This is a genomic window from Duganella zoogloeoides, assembly GCF_034479515.1.
Classification (GTDB): domain Bacteria; phylum Pseudomonadota; class Gammaproteobacteria; order Burkholderiales; family Burkholderiaceae_D; genus Rugamonas; species Rugamonas zoogloeoides.
In genome coordinates this window covers 3,659,269-3,673,190 of sequence record NZ_CP140152.1, presented here as the reverse complement: position 1 = coordinate 3,673,190, position 13,922 = coordinate 3,659,269, and the positions used below count along the sequence as shown (strand labels likewise).

Sequence of the window (13,922 nt, the reverse complement as noted above, 5' to 3'; positions counted from 1 at the left end):
GGCCCTTCAATTTTCTGGAGGTCTGTTATGCCGATCAAAACCATCGATGAGTACCAGGTCGAATACATGGCCGAGCCGCTGGAGGGGAGCGACCAGTGGGGCGCGTTTGTCGCCATCTCGGCGCCGTCCGCCACGCCCATGCACATGAATGTGATTCATGGGCGTCAGCGCGTGGCGGCCGACCAGGTGTTCGGCACCGAAGCCGAGGCCGAAGGTGCGGCCGAACAGGCGGCGCTGGCGCTGCTGGAGCAGGTGCGCAATCCACCGCCCGCACCGAACTAGCCCTGCACCTTGCAGGTGGCGGACGAGGGACCCGGCATTGCGCCGGAACTGGTGCTGCACGTGTGCGAGGCATTCCAGCGCGGCGAACAATCGCGCTCGCGTTCGCGCGAGAGCGGCGGCAGCGGCTGGCGGTAGCGGGCGCCATCGCCAAGGCGCACGGCGGTCAGGCGGCGTGCCGGCCGTCTGCCCTGGGCGGCACGCTGTTCGAGTCGCGCTGGCCGGCGGACCATATCGACGTACGGGAGACACGTAACGCTTGAGTGTTTAATGATAATGACTTATCATTACCGACTATCAAGCATCGATAAGGAACTTCCCATGTCCGTTTTTCGCAGCAACCGCACCCCGATCGCCCTGGCCATCACGCTGGCATTGAGCCATTTCCCGCTGGCCCACGCCCAAACCCAGGTCCAGGCCGAAAGCCGTCTGGCGGCCGATCCGGAGTCGGTGCCGACCGTGATCGTCTCGGCCAGCGCGCTGGGCGTGGTGGGCGACGACATGATCACGCCGGTGACGTCCATCGGCGGTAATGAGCTGGTGCGCGTGCGCGAATCGACCCTGGGCGAGACCCTCAACCGCCAGCCCGGCATTTCTTCGAGCCAGTTCGGCGCCGGCGCCAGCCGCCCGATCATCCGGGGCATGGACGGCCCGCGCGTCAAAATCCTGTCGGACGGCGCGGAAATCCAGGATGCCTCCACCATCAGCCCCGATCACGCGGTGGCGTTCGAGCCGATGCTGGCCGAGCGCATCGAAGTGCTGCGCGGCCCGTCGGCGCTGGCCTATGGCGGCGGTGCGGTGGGCGGCACCATCAACATCATCGACCGCAAGATTCCGACCGCGATTCCAGTCAACGGCCTGGAAGGCAGCGCCGAACTGCGCGCCAACTCGGTCGCCCGTGAAAAGGCGGGTGCATTCGAAGTGACCGGCGGCGCCGGCAGCTTTGCCTTTCACGCCGAAGGCGTCAAGCGCGAAGCCGATGCCTACAAGGTCGGCAAGGGATGGAGCGAAGGCCGCACCGTCGATGGCAGCTTCAAGGACACCGACACCGGCAGCGTGGGTCTGTCGTGGATCGGCGCCAACGGCTACCTGGGCCTGGCCTACACCAAGGAGCGCACCAGCTACGGCATTCCGGGCCACAGCCACGAATTCGAAGGCTGCCACCCGCATGGCGCCACCCTGCATTGCGGCGAGCATGAAGAGGAAGAAGGCCACGATCACGACCACGAGCACGAGGAAGGTGCCGTGCCGACCGTAAAACTCGACAGCAACCGCTGGGACGTGCGCGGCGAATACCGCGCGCCGGTGGCCGGCATCACCAAGGTGCGCCTGCGCGCCTCGCTCACCGACTACCAGCACGACGAACTGGAAGGCGCCGAAGTGGCGACCAGCTTCCGCAACAAGGCGCACGACGTACGCGTGGAAGCGGAACACGCACCGCTGGGCGGCTGGCGCGGCGTGGTGGGCGTGCAAACGACCAAGCGCGATTTCGTCGCCGACGGCGAGGAAGCCTACGTGCCGGCGACCATCACCAGGAAAAACGCCGTGTACGTCACCGAGGAATACAAGCTGGCCGACTGGCGCTTCGAAGCGGGCGCCCGCCACGAGTGGCAGGACATCACCGTCAACCAGGCCGGCTTGCGCGATCACGATGTTAGCGGCACGTCGGTCGCCGTGGGCGCGGTGTGGAAGTTTGCGCCCGAGTATTCTCTGCGCGCGTCGCTGTCGCGCGCGCACCGTTTGCCTACCGCCGAGGAACTGTATGCCAATGGCGTGCACATGGCGACCAGCACCTACGAGATCGGCAACCAGGACCTGGACAAGGAGACCTCGAACAACGTCGATCTCACGCTGCGCAAGTATGCCGGCGCCACCACGTTCTCGCTGAGCGCCTTCCACAACAAGGTCGATAACTATATCTACGCCCGCACGCTGGACAACTTCGAAGGCTTCCAGCTGATCGAATACGCCCAGCGCGACGCCACCTTCACCGGCCTGGAAGGCGAAGTGAAACACAAGTTCTCGCCAGCGTTCGAGGCCACCGTGTTCGGCGACTATGTGCGTGCGCGCTTCGACGGCGCCGGCGGCGACCGCAACCTGCCGCGCATTCCGGCCGCGCGCCTGGGCGCCCGCGTCGATGGCAACCTGGGCCAACTGCACGGCCAGGTGGAGTTCTACCGCGTGAACAAGCAGGACAAGGTCGCCGGCTTCGAAGGCGCCACGCCCGGCTACAACATGCTCAACGTGGGCACGCATTACACGCTGCGCCTCGGCGGCATGCCGGCGCAGATCTATGCGCGCCTGAACAACCTGACCAACGAACTGGCGTACAGCCACACCTCGTTCATCAAGAACGCGGCGCCGCTTCCGGGCCGGAATGTCACCGCCGGCGTGCGCGTGTCGTTCTGATGATGAAATACCTGATCCGGTGGGGCGACTACGCGGGCATGACCGCATCGGGCATCTGCCTGGCGCATTGCGTGGCGATGCCGTTCCTGCTGGCGGCGTTTCCCATGCTGGGCCTGGGCCATGAGCATGATTCCGTGCACTCGCTGCTGGTGCTGGGCGTGACGATACCGGTGATCGTGGCGCTGCTGCCGGGCTTTATCAAGCACCGCGAACCGGTGGCGCTGCTGCTGGGCGCTGCCGGCCTGGCAGCGTTTATCGTGGCGGTGTACGTGGTGGGGCCGCTGTTCGGCCAGGCCTGGGAGACTGCACTGGCCATTGGCAGCAGCCTGCTGCTGATCGTCGCGCATCGCCGCAACCACGGCAATTGCAAGAGCTGCGCGACCGATTAATTTATTTGCACTGGTCGCACAGGCCGTACAGGGTCAGCTCGTGCGACTCGAGCTGGAAGCCCTTGGGCGCCAGCTTCTGCATGTCGCCGGGGCATGCATGCACCTCGAACACCTTGTCGCACGCGCGGCAGTGAAAATGGTGGTGGTGACCGTGGCCGGCCACTTCGTAACGGTCGCCGCCGGTGGGCAGCGACACGGCGGCGATCTCGCCCGACTCCAGCAGCGATTTGATATTGCGGTAGATGGTGGCCATGCCGATGCCCGGCACGGCCTGCTGCGCGTGCTCGAGAATTTCCTGCGGCGCGAGCGGGCGCCCTGCGGCGGTGATGCACTGGTGGATGGCGGTGCGCTGGCGGGTATTTCGTTCCATTCGATTCTGTTCCTCGGCGCCGGACGACGGCCCGGACAGGTCTTCATTATATAACCGGGAACCTTCACATGTTGTTTCGATCGCTGTTTTTCATTACTTCGCTGTATGCAAGCGCCCCAACATCCGCCGCACCAGCACCACAAGTTCTGCCGCCCGCCGCGCCGTGGAACGGCAAGAGCGAGCAGCTGATCGTGCCGGCCGCCGACCGCCTGGCCACGCCGGCCGAGCGTTCCGATTTTCGTTCTTCTCCCAGCCATGCGCAAACGCTGGACTACCTGCGCACGCTGGCGGGAACGTCGAAGCTGCTGTCGCTGCACACCTTCGGCAAGAGCCTGCAGGGGCGCGACCTGGTGTACGTGCTGGCCAGGAAGCCTGGCGCCAAAAAACCGGTGGTGGTGATCCAGGCCGGCATCCACTCGGGCGAGATCGACGGCAAGGATGCGGGCCTGATGCTGCTGCGCGATATCGCCCTGCGCGGCCGCGACGACCTGCTTGACGCGGTGGACCTGGTGTTCATCCCCATCCTCAATGTCGATGGCCATGAAAACGCCAGCGACATCGGCCGTCCGCACCAGCACGGCCCGGACACCAAGGGCGCGCGCACCAACGGCCAGGGACTTGACCTCAACCGCGATTACGCGCGCTTGCAGTCGCCCGAGATTGCCGCCGTGGTCAAGCTGCTGCAAACCTTCGATCCGGCGCTGTACATCGACGTGCACGTGAGCGATGGCATCGACTACCAGTACGACGTGACATATACCTTTGCCGGCTGGGGCACCTATGCGCGCTCGCGCGCGACCGCAGACTGGCTGATGACCGCCTATCACGCCGACGTCAACGCGGCGCTCACCGCGCAGGGCCACACGCCCGACATCTATCCGAGCTGGGTGGACGAAGATGCGCCCGAGAAGGGGCTGCGCATCAGCGCCGAAGGGCCGCGCTATTCGACCGGCTATGGCGATTTTGTCGGCATTCCCACGGTGCTGGTCGAAAACCACGCCATGAAGCCCTATAAACGCCGGGTGCTCGGCACCTATGTGCTGCTCGAACAGTCGCTCAAGACCGTGGCGCGCGAAGGGCAGGGCATTGCCGCCGCCAAGGCGCGCGACCGCGCTGCGCGCCCGGCGCAGTTGATGGTGCGCTGGGAGAAGGAGACCGCGCCGCTCGAAGTCAAAACCTTCAAGGGCTATCGTTATGACTCGTACCTGTCGCCGGCATCCGGCGTGCGTGAGCGGCGCTGGACCGGTGAGCCGATCGATATCGCCATGCCGGTCTTCGGCGTGCGCTCGACCGGAGAGGTGGCGCTGCCGGCGGCGTGGTGGCTCGGCGCCGAACAGCAGGGCATGATCGCGGCGCTGCGCCGCCACGGCATCGTGATGGAGGAATTGAAAGCGCCGCGAACGCTGCTGCTCGAGACCGTGCAACTGGCCAGCGGCAAGGACCGCGCCGGTATGCTGCGCGCGCAAAAGCAGTGGACGCTGCCGGCCGGTTCGGTGCGCATTCCGCGCGATCAGCCATTTCATTTGCTGGCGGCGGCGCTGCTGGAACCGGAGAGCGACGACTCGTTCCTGGCCACCGGCCATTTCGATAACGCCCTGCCGCTCGAATCGCAATTGCCGCGCCACTTGCTGGCGCCCATGGCGGACCGCATGATGGCGGCCGATCCGGCCCTGCGCGCCAGCTTTGCCGCAGCGCTGGCGGCCGACGCCGCGCTGGCCGGCGATCCGCAGGCGCGCCTGCGCTGGTGGCTGGCGCGCTCGCCGTATCTCGATCGCGCGCGCTGGACTTACCCGGTGCTGATGGAGCGTTGAGCGGTAATTGATCACCGCTGCGATTGTTTGACTACACCAAGGTGGTTAGACCAGATATAAAGTGGTCTAACCACCTTGAAACCTTGCTAGAATGGTCCCGCAGTGCCAGATCCGGAACAATCCGGGCAACTATCTAACCACGGAGACCAGACCATGAAGGTGGAGATCGATCAAAAACGCCGCGTATTGATGAGCAGCGGCGCAGGCATGGTGGCGGCGGCCAGCGTGCCGGCGGCGCTGTTGCACACGTCGGCCAGCGCCGACGATAAAACAGCCGCTGCCGACCCCTGGCAGCGCGCGCGCGACATCGAACAGAAGTTCGCCAAGCCGCTCAAATTCCGCGACGAAGATTTCGTCATCACCGCCTTCGGCGCCAAACCGTGCCAGACGGCCAAGGTCAACGCCACCATCCGCTACACCGAAAAAGCCGACGTGCCGTCGCCGGTGCGCGGTTCGCCCGACGCCTATCCCGCCATTACCGCGGCGATTGCCGCCTGCCACAAGGCCGGTGGCGGGCGCGTGGTGATCCCGAAAGGCGACTGGTATGTGGCCGGTCCGATCGTGCTGCGCTCGAATGTGCACGTGTACCTGGCAGCGGGCGCCCACGTCTATTTCAGCGCCAACCCGGCCGACTTTGCCAAGTACGGCGACATCGATTGCGGTCCGAATGGCAAGCTGTCGATTTCGCGCTGGCAGGGCAACGACGTGCTCAACTATTCGCCGCTGGTGTACGCCTACGGCCAGACCAATATCGCTCTCACCGGCGAGGACTGGACCAGCGTATTGAACGGCCAGGGCGGCGTGCCGTTCGAGAACGGCGAGGGCTGCTGGTGGGACTGGAAGGGCCGCCACAACAAGGGCAGTGTGCAGACCGAGATCGCCGTCAACGAGCGCAATCCCAAGTCGATGAGCGAGGTCGCGCCCAGCCTGCCGGCGCATGACCGCGAGATGATCGAAGCCACGCGCCAGAGCTTCCGCGCCGACGTGCGCTACCTGCCGGCGCTGTCGGAAGCCGGTGTGCCGGTGGCCAAGCGCGTGTTCGGCGTGGGCCACTACCTGCGTCCGAGCATGATCGAATTCATCGGCTGCACTGATGTGCTGATGCAGGGTTACATGGTGACCGCCACGCCGTTCTGGCAGCACCACCCGGTCAACTGCCGCAATGTCCATATCCGCAAGGTGCGCATGGAGAGCCAGGGCCCGAACAGCGACGGTTTCGACCCCGAAGCCTGCGACACGGTGTTCGTGGAACACTGCGAGTTCAACGCGGGCGACGACTGCATTGCCATCAAGGCGGGCCGCAACCGCGACATCCAGTTCGGCCCCACCCGCAATGTGCTGGTGCAGGACTGCGTGATGAACAGCGGCCATGGCGGCATGACGCTGGGCAGCGAGATGGCCGGCGGCATCGAGCATGTGTATGCGCAGCGCCTCGAGTTCCGCAACAAGTACTGGCAGACGTCGGGCCTCAATACCGCCATCCGCATGAAGACCAATATGAACCGTGGCGGCTTCCTGCGCCACTTCTACGTGCGCGACTGCACGCTGCCCAATGGCGTGGCCACCATAGGCCGGACCTATAGCCAACTGCCGGGAACCAAGCTGCCGGCGGTGCCGCACACCACGGCCGGCGGCGTGATCACCATCGATTGCGACTACACGCCGGTGGACGAGAGCGTGCGTATCCGCCCGCCCGAGGTCTCCGACGTGCACATCTCGAACCTGCGCGTCTCCGATGTGCAAACGCCGACCGGCAAGCACTCGTGCTTCCAGGCGTTCGTGATCCTGGGACCGGTGGCCGGCACCTACAACGGACCGGCCGGCAAGCCCACGCTCCCTCTCGACAACATCACCATCACCAATTGCGACTTCGGCACCCCGCGCAACGCGGAGCAGCCGTGGTTTGCCTATAACGTGAAAAACCTGGTGCTCACCAACGTGAAAATCGCCGGCAAGGCGATCAACAAGAAGATAGACGCCTGACGGCGTTGATTGTCAGCGGCCGGCCCGGCTGGCGCGCTTGCGTTTGACGCTGCGCGCCGGTCCGGTGCCGAATAATGCTTGCACCAGCTCGTCGCGGCGTGCTGGTTGCAGGTGGCGCCGGATCGGGTGCGGGGCATCGTCCTGCATCACGTGGATGCGGTAGTCGTCGTTGCCGAACAGCCGGCTGAAATATTTTGCCATCGGTGGTCCTTGTCGCCAGGTGCGCGTGCGCGCGGATAAGAGGTCTTGCACGGCACGCATTGTCCCATCGATATAAAGCCGGTTTCCTTGATGCAAATCAAGAATCCCGGCTTGACGACCAATTAGCTCAGCAGCTTACGCAGCAGTTTCGGCCGCAGGAACTGCGCGCTGGCATCGTATTCGAGCGCCACGCCAACGACCCGGGTACCGCTGGCGGCGGCGTCCAGCGCGGAACCCACGGTGAGCAGATTGACATTCAACGGCTGGGTCGCATCGTTCGAATCGGACAGGCCGATCCACGGGCCGTTTTCCACCAGGCGATACTCGAACGCGAGCCGCTGCTTGCCGCCGGTATGCAGGCGCAGCGAGTAAATCGGACCTTCCGGCAGCAGCAGGAAGCGCTCATCGACACGGATGTCGCTATGACCATCGGCATCAGACACGAAATCGCGGTCGGTGTCGTTGTCAGGCTCATCCTTCAGCTCTATCTTGGTGGCGCCGGTCTTGCGCACGACCGACAGGCGCATGCGCATGCGGAAATATTCATCGATCTTGAACAGCCTGCCAGGATTGCGCTCCTCGAGCACGAACTCGATGCCGGTCAGATAACCGTCGATCTTGAGTTCGCGCTTGTCGACGGTCTTCAAACGATAGCAGCCGGCCGACTTGACCGCCGTGCCGGTGGAGTAGGTGATCGGGCGGGCATCGGCTGGCAACAGGGTGAAAGTCAACGCGTTGTCCGGCGCCGGCACTGCCGTCACGCGTTGACCGGAGGCGGGTTTGACCACCACCGCACCGGCATACAAGGGCTTTTGGGCAGCGTCGGCGATATGCGCCCGGCCCTTGTCGTCAGTCTTGAACACTTGTGCCGCGATGCGTTCACCCTGGGCGTATACCTGTTTGTCGTCGGCTTGGGCCAGATAGACATCGGTCGTCATGGACGAGTTGTTCGAGCCGATGCTCAAGGCCGAGATGATCACGCCGTCGCTGCGCACGTGCCACAACTGGTGCTTGCCACCATTGTCCGGTTGCAGCAACACGCGGCGCCGGTCGGTCAAGGCAAACGTGTTGGCGCTGTCCTCGTAGCCGTCGATGGCGAGTACCAGCCCGGACGGATGGACCAGTTTGCCGTAGGCTTTATGGGCCTCCATTTTGGCGATGTCTTCGGGCGCCGCTTCCCGCACGCTCCAGATGGTCGTATCATCCTTGCCATCGCCCACCAGCTTGAGCGAGGGCGTGTTATCGAGCGGCATGCTGAGTGCGTAGCCGGCGCCGAAAGCGGCATTGCGCAGTTCGCCGCGTCCCGTGAAATCCCACAGCTGGTTGGCGCCGCTGCCCAATTCACGCAATTCAACGGCCAGGCTCGGTGGCCGCGCAGCGTCTTTTTCAGGCACTTTACCGACCACGGTCAGCGCGAAATCGACCGCGTGCCTGCGTCCCGGGAAACCGCTGCTGACCGGGATGGTGCTGACGATATTGCCGTTTGGGGTGATCCGCCACAGCAACTGCTGGCTCCATTCGAACGGCTTGCCGATCACGCCCCCGCTGAGCGGGGTCTCGCCGTGCACGGCCAGGCAACGCTCGCTACCCTTGTTCTTCAGGATGACGGTATCGTGCCGGGTCAGTTGGCCGATTTCGACGTCGTAGCGGCCGTAGAACAGGAAATAGGCCTTGTATTCGCCCACCAGGTGCAGCGCGGTGTTTTTTACCGCGAAGGTGCCCAGTGCATCCCACACGCGCGCGCGCAATTTCTTGTTGAGCAGGTCGATACTCGGGACCAGGTTTTCGCGCTGCACCGCCGCCCAGCGCCGGTAGTCGTACAGCGACTCGGCCCAGCGGCCGGCCTGTTCCACCACGGCGCCTTCGCCGCCCACGGCATGGATGGTCGCCGACTGTTGTTCATTGCGGCCCTTCTCACGGTCGTTCGACTGGCTGCTTTTCTCAAAGCTGGTGTCGGATTCGAAAGACGCCGTCACGCTTTCCGCTGCGACCTTGATGCGCGCGGCGTAGCGCTGGACCATCTCTTCCTGCGATTCGTTGCCGGAAAATTCCTTGACGTTGGTGGCAAACAGGCGGCCACCGACCAGCGTCTGGGTGGCGACAAATTGTCCGAATTTTCCGAGCACGGCAACCAGTCCCTCGAAGCGGCTTTCTGCCGTCGAGGTGGCCAGCGCTTCTTCGCAGGCAGCCTCGAATTCATCGCTGGCGCAGGGGAAGGTATCGTCGAACGACAGCTCGATCTTGGGCAGAAAATAGTTGGCCGTGATGTACAGCTTTTTCTTGACCGTGCCGCTGTTCGAGCTGTTGGACTCGTGGGACGAGCCCGACACTCCGACGCCGACCGACGCTGCCTTGCCTCCGGCGACGCTGAGCGAAGACTTGATGTCGGTTACGCCATTTTTTTGCACCTGGTGCAAAGACTCGGACGACGTGTAGAAATTCTCGTGGTAACCCGAAAAATTCGGCTTGCGATAGAGGATGCTGGTGACCAGGTTGCCGACGTTCTTGCTCAGTTTGCTCGCGACGCGCGTCCTTTGCAGCACTTCGCGGAATCCGGTCTCCACCGGGTTGGCGGAACTGTGATCGATGACGATGCCCTTGTAGTAGCCGATCCGGTCGAGCAGATCTTCGCGCTGGGCGAGGGTGAGATCGAAAAAGTCGAGCACCTTTTCCTGCAGCTTGGCGTCATTGGTCATGAGCCTGGCCACATCCTTGGCGGCAAATGCGTGGCTCTCGATGCCGAGCGCTTCAAATTTGTCCACCAGCGCCTTGTCGATTGCCGGGGCTGAAAAGCGTACGGCCTTGATCAATTCCGAACGGCGGTCCTTGGCTTCTTTTTCGCGCTGTTCGAGTTCCTTCTTGCGTTCGGCGAGGCGTTCCTTTTTCTCTTGCTTGCTGAGTTCGAGTTCTTCTTCCTCGAGGGACTTGTTCTCGGGTGTGGCCGAGGTCTTGGCTTGCACTGCGATGACGGCGGCAGATTTGTCCTCGGCTTTGTCCTCGGCCCTGGGCTCTGGCTTGAGTTCCGGTTCGGCTGTGGCGTCAGGCGAGGTATCTGGCTTGACTTCAGCATTGTCACCAGCTTTGCCTTCACCGCTGCCGCTGTCCTGGTCCGGTTTGCCCGCTGCCGGGTCACTCTCGGGCAGCACTTGGGTTACTGGGTTGTTTTCAACGTTACTGCTCGAGGGCCCGGAGGCGCTTTCTTTGCTCATCGTGTCTCAGCTCCTGTCAGTCAAGTTTGCCGGCAGCGGCAGTGCATACCGGTGACCAATAGTATAGATAAGACATTGATTGAGGGAAACTGCAAAGTGACGGGCGAGCGACACGGTGTGCTTGACAATCTGGCAGCATGATCCTAAAGTGATATCACTTTGATGTCTCACCTGAGGAGTAATCGAACATGAATGGAGCAGCTACCCGCCGCGAAAAAGCGTTCTCATCAACCAACGGCTACCTGGCGGCTGCGGCCGGGGTAGTGCTGCTGCTTGCCGCGGTCTACGTGTTCCGGAGCGGGATGGACGCCGGCAACATGATCACGCTCTTTGCCGCAGTCGTGCTGGCGCTGGCGGGAGCGTTTTGCCTGGCCGGCCTGTTCATGTTGCAGCCCAACGAGAGCGCCATCCTCACCCTGTTCGGCAAGTACATCGGCACCGACCGCAGCGAAGGCTTGCGCTGGGCGTTTCCGCTCTACGTCAAGCGCCGCCTGTCGCTAAGGGCGCGCAATTTCAACGCGCCCACGCTCAAGGTCAACGACAAGCGCGGCAACCCGGTCGAGATCAGCGCCGCCATCGTGTGGCGCGTACGCGATACCGCCCAGGCCGTGTTCGAGGTCGATGATTTCGAACGCTATGTGGCGATCCAGGCCGAAGCCGCGCTGCGCCACCTGGCATCGCAGTATGCGTACGACGAGGGTGAAGACTTGTCCGCCAACGAAACCACGCTGCGCGGCGGCATGGACGTGGTGGCCGATGCCCTCAAGTGCGAGCTGCAGGCGCGCTTCGAGGCGGCCGGTGTGGAAGTGGTGGATGCCAAGCTCACGCACCTGGCCTACGCCGCCGAGATTGCCCAGGTCATGCTGCGCCGCCAGCAGGCCGAGGCGATCATCAGCGCCCGCGCCAAGATCGTCCATGGCGCCGTGAGCATGGTGGAAGCGGCTTTAAAAGGGCTGTCGGAACGCGGCATCGTGGAACTCGACGATGAGCGCAAGGCGGCCATGGTCAGCAATCTGCTGGTGGTACTGTGCTCGGACAAGGAAACCCAGCCCATCATCAACACCGGCACCTTGTACAACTAGCGGCCGCCCAGCATGGCAAGTCCCGGAAAAAAAGCTTACCCGTTGCGCATCGACCCGGCACTCTGGGACGAGTTGCAACGGCTGGCCGCGCGCGACCTGCGCAGCGTGAACGCGGAAATCGAATTCCTGCTGCGCGAGGGGCTGGCGCGGCGCGGTATCAAGCCCAAAGAAATTGACGCGCATGCTGACCGGGAGCCGGAGCAGTAACGGATCTTCCGCCATGGGCGCGATTAACCTTGGCCGGCCTGGCGCATGGGGCCGTGCCGGCGCCCGAAGCTGATAACTTTTCGCTGCGACGCCCGCGAACGCGTGGTCAGCACGCTGGCATGTTCCACGGGAACGCAATCGAGCACTTCGAAGTCCGCCGGCACCTTTTCCACCAGCTTGCCGAGGCTTTCGCGCGAATTGATCACGTCAAATGTACTCCTGCGCAGCAGCAGGTGTTCGATGCCGTCATCGCCCGTGGTGCCGGGCTGGATGATCACCAGCGACCAGGTGCCCTCCTCACCAAGATACTGTTGGCGCCCCATGAAGGCGTTGATGCGCTGCGCCTCGGGCGCCGCTGCCGCCACGCTGTTTTGATAGGGCGTCAGCGGGCACAGCAATGTGCCTGCCGGATAATCGAGCCCGGCAACCGAGGTGATCGATTCCGGTCGCAGCAAGTCCAGGTGCGCTTCGAGCGGATGCATGCTGCTGGAGCACGCGCCCAGCGCCAACAGTGGCAGCAAGGCGGCGCGCGATGGGAAAATCATCTTGGCGATCTCCTGTTCGAAGGGGGAGCGCGGCACTGTAGCAGCAAAAGAAAAACCCCGGCGCACCGGGGTTTGGTCGTATCAGCGAACTGATTATTTGGTGTCGGCCACCGGCTCTTCCGGGAAGGCGTTGGTTGCCTTGGCGCCCCACAGTGCGTAGAACAGCACGTAGATTTCGCAGGCCACGGTCAGCAGGAACGATTGCTGCAGACCGAAATGGTCGGCCAGCATGCCTTGCACCACCACCAGCGCACCGCCGGCAATTGCCATGATCATCAGGCCGGAACCTTCTTCGGTCATCGGGCCCAGGCCCTTGATGCCCAGCGTGAAGATGGTCGGGAACATCACCGAGTGGAACAGGCCCACCGAAATCAGCGCCCACATCGCCAGCGAACCGCCGCTGAAGGTGGCGATCGTCATCACGATCGCCGCGCCGATGCTGCAACCGGCCAGCACGCTTTCGGCCGTGAATTTACGCATCAGCACGCTGCCGGCGAAGCGGCCCACCATCATGCCGCCCCACAGGATGATCAGGTAGTGCGACGCTTTTTCGTGGTTGACATTGCCGATGTCCGGCTGCGAGACGAAGTTGATGAACAGGTTGGCCACGCCGATTTCGGCGATCAGGTAGATAAAAATGGCCGGGATCCCGAACACCAGGTTGCGGTGTTTCCACAGCGAGTGGGTCTTGCGCGCGGCCTTGGCGGCTTCGCGGTTGGTCGACGCGCCGATTTCCGGCAGCGGGAAGCGGGCGATCACGATGGCCAGGATGATCAGCACGCCGGCCACGATCAGGTACGGCAGTTCCACGGCGCGGGCGTCGGCCAGGCGCTCGGCCTGGGTCAGTACCTGGTCGGCGGATGCCGTGCCCGAGTTGGAACGGCCCAGGATCAGGTAGCCGCCGAACAGCGGCGCCAGCATGGTCCCGAGCGAGTTGAAGGCTTGCACCAGGTTCAGGCGGGCCGATGCCGAGCTGGCAGGACCGACCACCGCGACGTACGGATTGGCCGCCACTTGCAGCAGCGTGATGCCGCAGGCAATGACAAACAGCGCGAACAGCGTGACCGCATACGACGGCAGGTGGGCGGCAGGGATCATCATCAGCGCGCCGACGGCCATGATGACCAGGCCGGTGACCAGCGATTTCTTGTAGCCCACGCGCTCGATCAGCCGCGCGGACGGGATCGAGGCAAAGAAATAGGCGATGAACCAGACCGATTCGATCAGCGTGGTTTGGGTGTAGTTCAACTCGAACACGCTGCGCAAGTGCGGCAGCAGGGTGTTGTTGATAACGGTGATGAAGCCCCAGGTGAAGAACAGGCTGGTCAGCAGGTACATCGCCGATTTTGCCGTATTTGCGTGCGATGCGCTGATCGCGGTGCTGCTCGAAGGTGTTGGTGCCGCCACTTTGTATCCTTTTTATAGACTTGCCTGGAT

The 13,922-nt window shown here is 63.5% G+C and carries 13 protein-coding genes; 7 read left to right on the top strand and 6 right to left on the bottom strand.

Going from position 1 to position 13,922, the window contains the following annotated elements:
* Positions 1 to 27 precede the first annotated feature (27 nt).
* The gene (locus SR858_RS16115; protein WP_019920025.1) at positions 28 to 282 is read left to right on the top strand and encodes a hypothetical protein; all 255 of its coding nucleotides are present in this window, start codon (positions 28 to 30) and stop codon (positions 280 to 282) included.
* Here the strand turns inward: SR858_RS16115 and SR858_RS16110 are convergent.
* Positions 279 to 512 carry a hypothetical protein gene (locus tag SR858_RS16110; RefSeq protein WP_154819710.1) on the bottom strand — a complete coding sequence of 78 codons (234 nt, stop codon included), beginning with the start codon at positions 510 to 512 and terminating at the stop codon, positions 279 to 281. The two genes, SR858_RS16115 and SR858_RS16110, sit on opposite strands and share 4 nt — an antisense overlap.
* A gap of 88 nt (positions 513 to 600) precedes the next feature.
* Here SR858_RS16110 and SR858_RS16105 point away from each other — a divergent pair, with 88 nt between their 5' ends.
* Both SR858_RS16105 and SR858_RS16100 read left to right on the top strand, forming a co-directional pair.
* Positions 601 to 2,688 (top strand): TonB-dependent receptor domain-containing protein, encoded by a 2,088-nt coding sequence (locus SR858_RS16105; protein ID WP_019920023.1) that lies wholly within the window; start codon positions 601 to 603, stop codon positions 2,686 to 2,688.
* Positions 2,688 to 3,077 carry a MerC domain-containing protein gene (locus SR858_RS16100; protein WP_019920022.1) on the top strand — a complete coding sequence of 130 codons (390 nt, stop codon included), beginning with the start codon at positions 2,688 to 2,690 and terminating at the stop codon, positions 3,075 to 3,077. Before SR858_RS16105 ends, SR858_RS16100 begins: the two co-directional genes overlap by 1 nt.
* 1 nt (position 3,078) lies before the next feature.
* Here the strand turns inward: SR858_RS16100 and SR858_RS16095 are convergent, their stop codons facing one another.
* Positions 3,079 to 3,447 carry a Fur family transcriptional regulator gene (locus SR858_RS16095; RefSeq protein ID WP_019920021.1) on the bottom strand — a complete coding sequence of 123 codons (369 nt, stop codon included), beginning with the start codon at positions 3,445 to 3,447 and terminating at the stop codon, positions 3,079 to 3,081.
* Positions 3,448 to 3,515: 68 nt separating this feature from the next.
* Between SR858_RS16095 and SR858_RS16090 the strand changes: the two genes are divergently transcribed.
* Positions 3,516 to 5,258 (top strand): M14 family metallopeptidase, encoded by a 1,743-nt coding sequence (locus SR858_RS16090; protein WP_019920020.1) that lies wholly within the window; start codon positions 3,516 to 3,518, stop codon positions 5,256 to 5,258.
* 153 nt (positions 5,259 to 5,411) lie between these two features.
* Complete coding sequence (locus SR858_RS16085) at positions 5,412 to 7,241, top strand: glycoside hydrolase family 28 protein (protein ID WP_019920019.1); 1,830 nt, start codon at positions 5,412 to 5,414, stop codon at positions 7,239 to 7,241.
* A 12-nt stretch (positions 7,242 to 7,253) separates the two neighbouring features.
* Here SR858_RS16085 and SR858_RS16080 read toward each other — a convergent pair whose 3' ends face one another.
* Complete coding sequence (locus SR858_RS16080; protein WP_019920018.1) at positions 7,254 to 7,442, bottom strand: hypothetical protein; 189 nt, start codon at positions 7,440 to 7,442, stop codon at positions 7,254 to 7,256.
* Between the two features lie 122 nt (positions 7,443 to 7,564).
* Entirely contained in the window at positions 7,565 to 10,588 is a 3,024-nt protein-coding gene (locus SR858_RS16075; protein WP_019920017.1) for an RICIN domain-containing protein, read from the bottom strand.
* 251 nt (positions 10,589 to 10,839) lie between these two features.
* Here SR858_RS16075 and SR858_RS16070 point away from each other — a divergent pair, with 251 nt between their 5' ends.
* Positions 10,840 to 11,733: an SPFH domain-containing protein gene (locus SR858_RS16070; RefSeq protein WP_019920016.1), complete on the top strand. Its 894-nt coding sequence runs from the start codon at positions 10,840 to 10,842 to the stop codon at positions 11,731 to 11,733.
* 12 nt (positions 11,734 to 11,745) lie between these two features.
* Positions 11,746 to 11,940, top strand: a complete 195-nt coding sequence (locus tag SR858_RS16065) for a hypothetical protein (protein WP_026636945.1) — start codon at positions 11,746 to 11,748, stop codon at positions 11,938 to 11,940.
* Positions 11,941 to 11,963: 23 nt separating this feature from the next.
* On the opposite strand, the gene SR858_RS16060 is transcribed toward SR858_RS16065, so the two are convergent.
* Positions 11,964 to 12,485 (bottom strand): hypothetical protein, encoded by a 522-nt coding sequence (locus SR858_RS16060; RefSeq protein ID WP_019920014.1) that lies wholly within the window; start codon positions 12,483 to 12,485, stop codon positions 11,964 to 11,966.
* Positions 12,486 to 12,578: 93 nt separating this feature from the next.
* Entirely contained in the window at positions 12,579 to 13,892 is a 1,314-nt protein-coding gene (locus SR858_RS16055; protein WP_026636944.1) for a glucose/galactose MFS transporter, read from the bottom strand.
* Positions 13,893 to 13,922 lie beyond the last annotated feature (30 nt).

Excerpts from the sequence above, each read along its gene's own strand:
- SR858_RS16115 (WP_019920025.1), top strand. The coding sequence starts at position 28 with ATGCCGATCAAAACCATCGATGAGTACCAGGTCGAATACATGGCCGAG.
- SR858_RS16110 (WP_154819710.1), bottom strand. The coding sequence starts at position 512 with ATGGTCCGCCGGCCAGCGCGACTCGAACAGCGTGCCGCCCAGGGCAGA.
- SR858_RS16105 (WP_019920023.1), top strand. The coding sequence starts at position 601 with ATGTCCGTTTTTCGCAGCAACCGCACCCCGATCGCCCTGGCCATCACG.
- SR858_RS16100 (WP_019920022.1), top strand. The coding sequence starts at position 2,688 with ATGATGAAATACCTGATCCGGTGGGGCGACTACGCGGGCATGACCGCA.
- SR858_RS16095 (WP_019920021.1), bottom strand. The coding sequence starts at position 3,447 with ATGGAACGAAATACCCGCCAGCGCACCGCCATCCACCAGTGCATCACC.
- SR858_RS16090 (WP_019920020.1), top strand. The coding sequence starts at position 3,516 with ATGTTGTTTCGATCGCTGTTTTTCATTACTTCGCTGTATGCAAGCGCC.
- SR858_RS16085 (WP_019920019.1), top strand. The coding sequence starts at position 5,412 with ATGAAGGTGGAGATCGATCAAAAACGCCGCGTATTGATGAGCAGCGGC.
- SR858_RS16080 (WP_019920018.1), bottom strand. The coding sequence starts at position 7,442 with ATGGCAAAATATTTCAGCCGGCTGTTCGGCAACGACGACTACCGCATC.
- SR858_RS16070 (WP_019920016.1), top strand. The coding sequence starts at position 10,840 with ATGAATGGAGCAGCTACCCGCCGCGAAAAAGCGTTCTCATCAACCAAC.
- SR858_RS16065 (WP_026636945.1), top strand. The coding sequence starts at position 11,746 with ATGGCAAGTCCCGGAAAAAAAGCTTACCCGTTGCGCATCGACCCGGCA.
- SR858_RS16060 (WP_019920014.1), bottom strand. The coding sequence starts at position 12,485 with ATGATTTTCCCATCGCGCGCCGCCTTGCTGCCACTGTTGGCGCTGGGC.